This window comes from Bacillus sp. FSL P2-0069 (genome assembly GCF_038593315.1).
Lineage (GTDB): Bacteria > Bacillota > Bacilli > Bacillales > Bacillaceae > Bacillus > Bacillus safensis.
In genome coordinates this window covers 1,446,530-1,455,985 of sequence record NZ_CP151984.1, presented here as the reverse complement: position 1 = coordinate 1,455,985, position 9,456 = coordinate 1,446,530, and the positions used below count along the sequence as shown (strand labels likewise).

At 42.8% G+C, this 9,456-nt stretch carries 10 protein-coding genes; all 10 read right to left on the bottom strand.

Translation table 11 applies throughout. The features are described from left to right. Positions 1-30: 30 nt before the first annotated feature. The 10 genes from NSQ34_RS07390 to sepF all read right to left on the bottom strand — a co-directional run bounded on the left by NSQ34_RS07390 (position 31) and on the right by sepF (position 9,455). Positions 31-1,359: a solute carrier family 23 protein gene (locus tag NSQ34_RS07390; protein ID WP_025092549.1), complete on the bottom strand. Its 1,329-nt coding sequence runs from the start codon at positions 1,357-1,359 to the stop codon at positions 31-33. A 155-nt stretch (positions 1,360-1,514) separates the two neighbouring features. Beyond that, a complete protein-coding gene (gene pyrR / locus NSQ34_RS07385) occupies positions 1,515-2,057 on the bottom strand; it encodes a bifunctional pyr operon transcriptional regulator/uracil phosphoribosyltransferase PyrR (RefSeq protein WP_024424234.1) in 543 nt (180 codons plus the stop codon). Positions 2,058-2,227: 170 nt separating this feature from the next. Continuing rightward, the gene (locus NSQ34_RS07380; RefSeq protein ID WP_176967441.1) at positions 2,228-3,142 is read right to left on the bottom strand and encodes an RluA family pseudouridine synthase; all 915 of its coding nucleotides are present in this window, start codon (positions 3,140-3,142) and stop codon (positions 2,228-2,230) included. Further along, positions 3,139-3,606, bottom strand: a complete 468-nt coding sequence (gene lspA, locus NSQ34_RS07375; protein WP_024424236.1) for a signal peptidase II — start codon at positions 3,604-3,606, stop codon at positions 3,139-3,141. Before lspA ends, NSQ34_RS07380 begins: the two co-directional genes overlap by 4 nt. A gap of 94 nt (positions 3,607-3,700) precedes the next feature. After that, positions 3,701-4,075: a hypothetical protein gene (locus NSQ34_RS07370; RefSeq protein WP_024424237.1), complete on the bottom strand. Its 375-nt coding sequence runs from the start codon at positions 4,073-4,075 to the stop codon at positions 3,701-3,703. A gap of 160 nt (positions 4,076-4,235) precedes the next feature. After that, positions 4,236-7,001 carry an isoleucine--tRNA ligase gene (ileS, locus tag NSQ34_RS07365; protein ID WP_176967442.1) on the bottom strand — a complete coding sequence of 922 codons (2,766 nt, stop codon included), beginning with the start codon at positions 6,999-7,001 and terminating at the stop codon, positions 4,236-4,238. 356 nt (positions 7,002-7,357) lie between these two features. Further along, positions 7,358-7,852, bottom strand: coding sequence for a DivIVA domain-containing protein (locus tag NSQ34_RS07360; protein WP_008344947.1), 495 nt, complete (start codon positions 7,850-7,852; stop codon positions 7,358-7,360). A gap of 26 nt (positions 7,853-7,878) precedes the next feature. Continuing rightward, complete coding sequence (locus tag NSQ34_RS07355; RefSeq protein WP_176967443.1) at positions 7,879-8,655, bottom strand: RNA-binding protein; 777 nt, start codon at positions 8,653-8,655, stop codon at positions 7,879-7,881. Between the two features lie 53 nt (positions 8,656-8,708). Then, positions 8,709-8,990 (bottom strand): YggT family protein, encoded by a 282-nt coding sequence (locus tag NSQ34_RS07350; RefSeq protein ID WP_024424240.1) that lies wholly within the window; start codon positions 8,988-8,990, stop codon positions 8,709-8,711. Between the two features lie 6 nt (positions 8,991-8,996). Beyond that, positions 8,997-9,455: a cell division protein SepF gene (sepF, locus tag NSQ34_RS07345; RefSeq protein ID WP_024424241.1), complete on the bottom strand. Its 459-nt coding sequence runs from the start codon at positions 9,453-9,455 to the stop codon at positions 8,997-8,999. Between the last annotated feature and the right edge of the window lies 1 nt (position 9,456).

The following is a 9,456-nucleotide window of genomic DNA, read 5'->3' as shown; positions in this document are numbered from 1 at the left end:
ATTCTGCTCCATTTAGAACCCTTGTCAGCCTCACTGGACTTCTTTTAAAAGGTTTTCTGTATTTGATTCATTTGAGTTGTCATCTTCTGCTTTTTGATGCGGCAGGATCAGATTTAACAGGACACCCGTAATCGCAGCAAGTGCCATTCCAGATAGGGTAAGATTGATTTGTTTCACCTCAATGAATGCCCCGCCAATTCCAATGACTAGGATGACTGATGCGATAATGAGATTACGCTTTTCTTCAAAATTCACCTTATGATCAATCAGAATTCTCAGACCGCTTGAAGCAATGATTCCAAAGAGCAGAAACGAAACGCCTCCCATCACCGCGGACGGCACTGTACTGATTAATGCTGATATTTTTCCTACAAAACCGAAGCAGATCGCAAACACCGCTGCTCCGCCGATGACGAAGATACTGAACACTCTTGTGATGGCTAGTACGCCAATGTTCTCTCCATAAGTTGTTGTTGGCGGTCCGCCAATAAGTGAAGCGAAGATCGTTGCCGCACTGTCTCCTAAAATGGAGCGGTGAAGACCTGGTTTTTTAATAAAATCTTGTCCTACGACCTTACTTAACACCACTTGGTGGCCGATATGCTCAGACATTGTGACAAATGCAACCGGCACCATCACTGTGAGAATGCTTAATGTCACAGCAGGTGTATAGTCGACAAATGGCACGACGAAGTCTGGTACAGCAAACCATTTTGCGTCAATGACCGGCTGGAAGTTCACAATGCCTTGAGTTAAGGCAAAGAGATAGCCGCTGATGATGCCGATTAATACTGGGATTAAGCTAAGGAATCCTCTTAGGAAAATCATACTGATAATGGTCACAGCCAGTGTGAAGCCAGCAACCATTAAGTGCTTGAGGCTGTAAACTAGCTCGGTGGCATTCGGATCAACATACATCGCCATGTTGACTGCTGTTCCAGCGAGTCCGAGTCCGATGACCATAATGACTGGTCCTACGACCACCGGCGGCAGAAGCTTCATCAGCCAGCCTGTGCCGAGCCATTTAATGAACAGGGCGATGAGTGCATAAGCGACACCCGCCATGAAGGCGCCAACCATTGCGGCTCCAGGGCCGCCCGTTGCTTTCACATTCAGTATGGGGGCGATGAAGGCAAAGGACGATCCAAGATACGCCGGAATTTGTCCTCTTGTGATAATTAAGTATACAATCGTTCCCACACCGCTTGAGATGAGCGCGACGGCTGGACTCATATCAATGATTTTTGGTACAAGAATGGTCGCACCAAACATCGCAAACAAATGCTGAAGGCTAAGTGACAGCCATGTGAATGGTTTTGGGATATCTCGAATGCCTAAATTGGCTTTTTGCTGACTCATGATTTTCCTCCTAGATGTGTCCTTTTTCATTAAAAAAGCCTCTTTGCGAGTATGCGCAAAGAGGCCTAGATAAACCGGACACGTCATGTTAGCCGTGTGCTCGGTGTCTCTGTTATTGCCCTCTTTGCAAACTCACTGGAATGCATTTAAAAAGGTTATTTTTCATATATAGCGACAAGGTCGTTCTGATCTACTTCATTGAGCTGAACCATGACTGTCTCTGCTTTTGAAGTCGGAATGTTTTTCCCGATATAATCCGCTCGAATCGGCAGCTCCCGGTGTCCCCGGTCAACGAGCACAGCCAGCTGAATGGAAGATGGTCTTCCTACATCCACAAGGGCATCCATAGCTGCTCTGACGGTTCTGCCTGTAAACAGGACATCGTCAACAACAATAAGTGTTTTGTCATTAATGTCAGCTGGTATGTCTGCACCCTTTACAAGCGGGTCTTGGTTGTCTGTCTTTTTTGTCAGGTCATCACGGTATAGCGTAATATCAAGTTCACCTACAGTGACTGGATTCCCTTCAATTTGCTCGATGCGCTCTGCAAGGCGCTTTGCAAGATGTATGCCTCTTGTCTTGATCCCGGCAAGGATGACATCCTTCATCCCTTTGTTGCGCTCAATCATTTCATGTGCAATTCGGGTAAGCGCTCGTCTAATCGCTTGTTCATCAAGAATGACTGCTTTTTGTTCCATCTATTACACCTCTTTTTGACAAATAAAAAGCCCCTTCTGCAAAGGGCAGAGAGGGGCGTTCATTTGTGCATACGCGTGCACAAATTGATCCGTTATCCTTCTCAGCCTCTCTGGACTGTTTTAAAGAATCTCAATTTCTTTGTTTATTATTTCAGAAAAAGCACGGCCTGTCAATCGTTATTTCTTAATGAATCGATAAAAGCCTGCATATCAGCTGGAATTGGTGCTGTGAACTCGATATATTCTCCTGTTCTAGGATGATCAAATCCTAAAACACCTGCATGCAGCAGCTGTCCATTAAAATCGACTGTTTTTCTCGGCCCATATTTCGGATCTCCTGCAAGAGGGTAGCCGATATATTTCATATGAACACGAATTTGGTGTGTTCTTCCTGTTTCAAGACGGCATTCGACAACCGTGAAGTCTTTAAAGCGTTCAATCACATCAAAGTGAGTAACGGCTTGTTTTGCATTTTCTTTTGTGACCGTCATGCTTTGGCGGTCTTTTTTGTCTCTGCCAATTGGTGCATCAATTGTGCCTGTATCATGCTGGATAATACCGTGGACAACAGCCGTATACTTTCTTGTAACAGTTTTAGCCACCAGCTGATTGACGAGTGACTCATGTGCCATATCGTTTTTCGCGACCATTAACAGCCCAGACGTATCTTTATCAATTCGGTGGACAATTCCAGGACGCATCACACCGTTAATCCCTGATAAGTCTTTGCAATGTGCCATCAGTCCATTTACAAGTGTTCCTGACACATGACCCGGCGCTGGATGAACGACCATTCCTCGTGGTTTATTTACGACTAACACATCTGCATCCTCATAATAAATATCAAGATCCATTGGTTCTGCTTCTACATCTAGCGCTTCCGGATCTGGAATCTCCACTTTGATTTGATCTCCAACTTGTACTTTGTAATTAGCCTTTACTTGTTTCCCGTTTACTTCGATCAGCCCATCTTTTACCCATTGCTGGACTTGGGTTCTTGACCATTCTGGTTCTGTCGTGCTTAGAAATTTATCTAGCCGTTCACTCGTTTGTTCTTCTGAAACGGCAATATTTACTTGATTCATGTAGTTGACTCCTTATTTTTCTTTCCATCTAACAGCATTTGAATGAAGAGCAGAATAACCCCTACACAGAGAGAAGAATCTGCAATATTAAAGATTGGGTAGTGATAATCCCCAAATACGAAATGAGCAAAATCAACCACTTCCTGACGGAAAATACGGTCAATAAAGTTGCCGATCGCTCCGCCAAGCATTAAGGCCAGCGCTACTCCCAGCAGCTTGTCCTTTTGTCCATGTTTTTGTAAGTAATAAACAATTCCCGCAATAACAACGAGTGTGATCACATAGAAAAACCACATTTGTCCTTGGAGAATTCCCCATGCGGCTCCTGAATTTCGGTGAGACGTGATATAAAAGAATCCATCAATGACTGGAACAGAATCACCGAGCATCATATTTTTGACAATGAGCCATTTTGTTAATTGGTCTAAACAAATGATAACGAATGCGATTATGTAATAGAACACACACGTTCCTCCATCTTCATACTTTGATCTTTAAGCATTTTATCAAGAAAACAGGAAGGAGTAAAGAAACTTTAGTTGACAGACAAAAACCTCCCTACATGTGGAAGGCTTCAAAATGAGAATCATTCGATTCGTAAGGATAAGGAGTGAATGCTTTTTTCTCGTATTGCTTATGATATAAAAAGTCGTCAGCCGTGCGGGCGGTAGGAAGAATACTCATTTGTTCAAGCGGAATCACATCTCCTGTTGCCTCACATATGCCATAGGTTCCTTGTTCAATTTTTGCAATAGCGAGAGACACATCTTGCAGCTCTTCTTTGATGTGATAAAGAAGCGTGGTCGTTTTGACCTCATTCAATGTGACATGCTCAGCGGGTGAACGAAATGATGCGTATTCAAACAGTTTAGATTGCAGCTCTTCTTTCATTTGAAGGAGTTCCGTGTAAATCGTCTCTAGATCGCCATTCATGTCGCTATTTCAACTCCTGCCCTGTCGTGATAATCATATTGTTGCCCCGACTGGTCACTTTAAAGCCATAAGATTTTTCCTTTCGTTCTAAACGCTGTCATTTTCTCATAAAAGAAAACGCCCCGCATATGACGGGGCGCCAGCTTGTGATATCGCACTGTTAATTCTGGTAATATTTCTCCACGATTTCAGCATTTTTCAGCGACAATGTTGGGTATTTCGGATTTGCCCCAACGTCTTTTGAAATAATGCGGGAACGCTCGCACAGTTCTCCTTCTGCTTTTTGAACCACAATTCGTCCTGATGTATATTCAGGCGCTGATGTATCTGCATGCTGCTCATCTTCTACCGTTAATTCAGAGATGATAAAGAGCTGCTTCACATCTTCTTTAATGGATGCAAGAAGGTTTTTCACTTCATCTGTCGCATAAAGCGTCACACTTGCTTCAAGTGAACGTCCGATGACTTTCTCATTACGCGCAATCTCCAGCGCTTTTAGCACATCGTCACGTACCTCCATAAAGCGGTCAAACTTCGTTTCTGTCGCTTTAGCTTGAGGAACTAGCACACCTTCTGGCATATCTGTTAACTGAACACTTGGCTCTTCAACAAAGCTTAAGTGGCTCCATAATTCATCTGCGGTATGCGGAAGAATTGGTGCAGTCAGCTTCACTAAAGCCATTAATGTTTCGTAGAAGACCGTCTGCATGCTGCGGCGGTCTGGATGATCGGCATGCTCAATGTAGACGACGTCCTTTGCAAAATCGAGATAGAAAGAGCTGAGCTCAATCGTACAGAAATTGTGAATCGCATGATAGACGACCGCAAATTCGTAATCATCATAAGCTTTTTTCACTTTATCAATCAATTTGTTTAATTTGATCATGATGTATTGATCCACTTCGCGAAGCTCTTCTACTGGCACGGCATTAACTGCTGGGTCAAAGTCAAATAAGTTTCCATGCAGGAAGCGGAAGGTGTTACGGATCTTACGATAGACTTCTGCTACTTGTTTCAAAATATCATCAGATACTGGATGATCGGCTTGATAGTTGACTGAAGATACCCAAAGTCTTAGAATCTCTGCACCAAGCTGCTTCGCAACCTTCGTTGGATCAATCGTATTGCCTAATGATTTACTCATCTTACGTCCTTCTTTATCAAGCGTAAAGCCGTGGCTTAGGACACCTTTATAAGGTGCTTTTCCAGTAACAGCAACTGCTGTTGATAACGAGGAGTTAAACCAGCCGCGATATTGGTCAGAGCCTTCAAGATAAAGATCTGCCGGACGGACTAGGTCATCTCTTTCTTCTAAAACAGCTTGGTGAGAAGAACCGGAATCAAACCATACATCCATGATGTCCTGCTCTTTTGTGAATTCACCATTCGGGCTGCCTGGATGTGTAAAGCCTTCTGGCAATAGCTCTTTTGCTTCTTTTTCAAACCAAATATTCGAGCCATGCTCTCTAAATAATTGAGATACATGCTGAATGGTTTCGTCCGTGATGATCGGCTCACCATTTTCCGCATAAAAGACTGGAATTGGAACGCCCCATACACGCTGTCTTGAAATGCACCAGTCACCTCTGTCACGCACCATATTGAACAGGCGTGTTTCTCCCCATGCTGGAACCCATTTTGTTTCTTTAATATTGTCTAATAACGCTTCTCTAAAATCTTTAATGGATGCAAACCACTGAGCTGTCGCACGATAAATCGTTGGTTTTTTCGTTCTCCAGTCATGCGGGTAGGAGTGCGTGATAAAGTCGAGCTTTTTCAGCGCACCTTTTGCTTCAAGCTGTTCTGTGATGGCTTTATTGGCATCCTCGTAGAATAGTCCTTCAAAACCAGGCGCTTCATCTGTCATCACACCTTTTTCATCTACTGGACAGAGCACATCAAGACCGTATTTCATACCGACAATAAAGTCATCTTCCCCGTGGCCTGGTGCTGTGTGAACACAGCCAGTTCCCGCATCAGTTGTCACGTGATCGCCAAGCATCACAAGAGAATCTCTATCGTAAATTGGATGTGCTGCAACGATTTTATCTAATTCTTTACCTTTTAATGTTTTCACAACTTCGTATTCTTCAAAGCCGAGTGTTTTTACTACTTGTTCAACCAGTTCAGATGCAACGACATAACGCTCAGCACCGACTTGAAGAACACTGTACTCTAAGTTTGGATGAACACAAATGCCAAGGTTTGCAGGAAGCGTCCAAGGTGTTGTTGTCCAGATAATGAATTGTTCGCCGTTTTCAAGAACGCCTTTGCCATCTTTTACTTTAAACGAAACGTAAATCGATGGTGAACGTTTGTCTTTATATTCAATTTCCGCTTCAGCGAGGGCTGATTCACTTGAAGGAGACCAGTTAACAGGCTTTAATCCTTTATAGATATAGCCTCTCTTCGCCATTTCACCAAAGACAAGGATTTGCTGTGCTTCGTATTCAGGCTTTAATGTGACATATGGATTGTCCCAGTCTGCTCTAACGCCTAATCGCTTAAACTGGCTGCGCTGACCTTCAATTTGCTTCCAAGCATACTCCTCGCATAGTTTGCGGAATTCTGCTGTAGACATTTCTTTGCGTTTGACTTTTTTATTTTTAGTAAGAGCTGTTTCAATTGGCAGCCCGTGTGTATCCCAGCCCGGAACATACGGTGCATGATACCCGTTCATTGATTTAAAACGGACGATAAAATCTTTTAGGATTTTATTGAGTGCATGCCCCATATGAATGTCACCATTCGCATATGGAGGTCCATCATGCAAAATAAACGTCGGGCGTCCTTTAGTCCGCTCTAAAACCATTTGATAGATGTCTTTCTCTGCCCATTCCTCTTGGATTTCAGGCTCTTTGTTCGGCAAGTTCCCTCTCATCGGGAATTCTGTTTTCGGCATTAATAAGGTGTCTTTGTAGTTCATACCCATTCCTCCACATGCAAATTCTGATTAAAAAACAATAAAAAAAGCCCTCTCATCCCATAAGGGACGAGAAGGCTTGTCTCGCGGTACCACCCTTTTAGACAAGCGATATGAAAGAGCCGCTTATCCACTCTAAAATCGTAACGTGATCAGACGCCTTTTCTTACTGGTTTTTTTCAGAAAAGGAACTAAAGGGGTGATCTCATTGCAGCGTCTCGTAATGTCAGGCTTCCACCATCCCTGATTCGCTTTATTACGCATGTGACAGCTGCGAGTGTCCCTTTCAAACGTTTATCTCTTGTTAATTTATGATGGTATTATATGCAACATGAGCACGTCATGTCAAGATGATGCGCTTATTCTTTTTCATCAAAGACAGCGTCTACTTCATATTCCAGTAAATGATCCCAATCGTCATTTTTCAGAAGATCAAGCTGCGCTTCGATGAGCATTTGGAAACGAGTTCTAAAGACCTTCGACTGTTTCTTCAGCTCTTCGATTTCCATTGCAATTTTTCTTGATTTTGACAGCGCTTCGTTGATAATACGGTCTGCATTTTTCTCTGCTTCACGAATAATCAATTTTGCTTCTTTATCAGAATGACGTTTTACGTCTTCTGCTGCTTCCTGCGCCACAAGAATCGATTTGTTTAATGTCTCTTCAATTGTTGCAAAATGACCTAGTCTTTCATCAAGCTCATTTACTTTGTCTTCAAGCTCGTTCTTTTTACGAAGTACGATCTCGTAGTCTTTACGTACTTGGCTTAAAAACTCGTTTACTTCATCTTCATCATAGCCGCGAAAGCTTTTTGTGAACGTTTTATTATGAATATCATTAGGTGTTAATGGCAACCTCGCCACCTCCAGATTCAAGTTCGTTATGTCAGAAGCTCAAATGTTACTTTGAATTTATCTTTTTTGGTCTTCCCATCAATCGTTTTGAGGCTAAAGCGGCCAAATCCCCGAACAGAGAGCTGATCGCCTTCACCGATTGTAAAGGAAGGGTCCTCTGTGACTTTCCAATTGACTTTGACAAGCCCATTTTTGACTAAAAGCTGTGCTTTTTGCCGAGACTGACGGCTGACAGCAGCACATACAGCATCAAGCCGAAGTGAAGAAATGGTATCTTCTTTGATATCAGTCTTCGTGATCACTGGCTTTATTTCTGCCTGTGTGATTTCCTCTAATGAAACGGCTGCTCTGCCGACATGAGTCAGCTGCGCCCGCACAAAATCGGCGACATCACTTGTACAAATAAACTGCACATCTTCCTCTGAAAATAATAGATCTCCGAATTTTTGACGCTTCAAGCCTGTCCCAATCAATGAGCCGAGAAGCTTCGGGTGTTCTATAGAAATAAACTTTTTCGCATAGTTCACCTGAAAATATGACAGCTCAACATCTTGAATAGAAGGTTCTAAATAATCAGGATAAATGAGGGCTCTTTTGCGCTCCGCTCCCTCATACCCGCCAAAAAACATGATCCCAAGTTCTTCGCCATGCTGGATGACGGACTCAGTAATAAATTGCTCACGCGGATCAAGGAAATCTGTTAATTTCATTCGATATTGGTCGAGTGCGATTTTTTTCCAGCCTAACACTTGGTCGACAAATGGCTGTTCGTCTTTTCTAAAATGCTGATAGATATCGCTCATTTTGTTCCCCTCTTATGTAAAAGAGCCTGGCAGTGCCAAGCCCGGCAGCCTGTTTACATGAAGCGCACAATCATATTGTAAAGACCAGTTAGTCCATATGATGATGCAAAACGAATCACAAGCAATGCCACAATCGGCGAGATGTCAATCATGCCGATTGGCGGAATAATTTTACGAAATGGTTCTAAATACGGTTCGCAAATATTTGTCAGAAAACGGCCAAACACAGTTTCTCTTGCAGATGGCACCCATGACATAAAGATGTAAATAATAATCGCGAATGAGTAAATCGTTAATACCGTTCCTAAAATATTAAAAATGAAATTTAGAATCACTATGATTTACCACCTCTGAGGTTCTTCCTCTGTCAATAGCTCTGATATTGTGCCAGATACATCTACATTATCAGGTGTGCAGAGGAATATATTCGAGCCAATACGCTGGATGTCTCCACCGATTGCATAAACAGTTCCGCTTAAGAAGTCAATGATTCGCTTTGCTTGATCATGCTGAATGCGCTGCAAATTCACGACGACTGCACGTCTGTTTTTAATATGGTCTGCAATCTCCTGCGCTTCTGCATAAACACGCGGCTCACTTAACACCACTTTAGAGGATTTTTGCACGCTTTGCAAGCTGACAACATTTTGTTTTCCTGTCTGCGGACGATCTTGAAATGCTGCTTTGTCCTTCGTTCCTTTTTCTTCTTGAACGGGTTCTCTTTCTTCATCAATATATTCGTACTCATACTCTTCATCGTCGAGAGTGAAAAAGCTTTTAAACTTATTTTTTATGCTCATG

Bases quoted from the DNA above. Each gene is read 5' to 3' on its own strand.
- NSQ34_RS07390 (WP_025092549.1), bottom strand. From the start codon at position 1,359: ATGAGTCAGCAAAAAGCCAATTTAGGCATTCGAGATATCCCAAAACCA.
- pyrR (WP_024424234.1), bottom strand. From the start codon at position 2,057: ATGGAACAAAAAGCAGTCATTCTTGATGAACAAGCGATTAGACGAGCG.
- NSQ34_RS07380 (WP_176967441.1), bottom strand. From the start codon at position 3,142: ATGAATCAAGTAAATATTGCCGTTTCAGAAGAACAAACGAGTGAACGG.
- NSQ34_RS07370 (WP_024424237.1), bottom strand. From the start codon at position 4,075: ATGAATGGCGATCTAGAGACGATTTACACGGAACTCCTTCAAATGAAA.
- ileS (WP_176967442.1), bottom strand. From the start codon at position 7,001: ATGAACTACAAAGACACCTTATTAATGCCGAAAACAGAATTCCCGATG.
- NSQ34_RS07355 (WP_176967443.1), bottom strand. From the start codon at position 8,655: ATGAGCGATATCTATCAGCATTTTAGAAAAGACGAACAGCCATTTGTC.
- sepF (WP_024424241.1), bottom strand. From the start codon at position 9,455: ATGAGCATAAAAAATAAGTTTAAAAGCTTTTTCACTCTCGACGATGAA.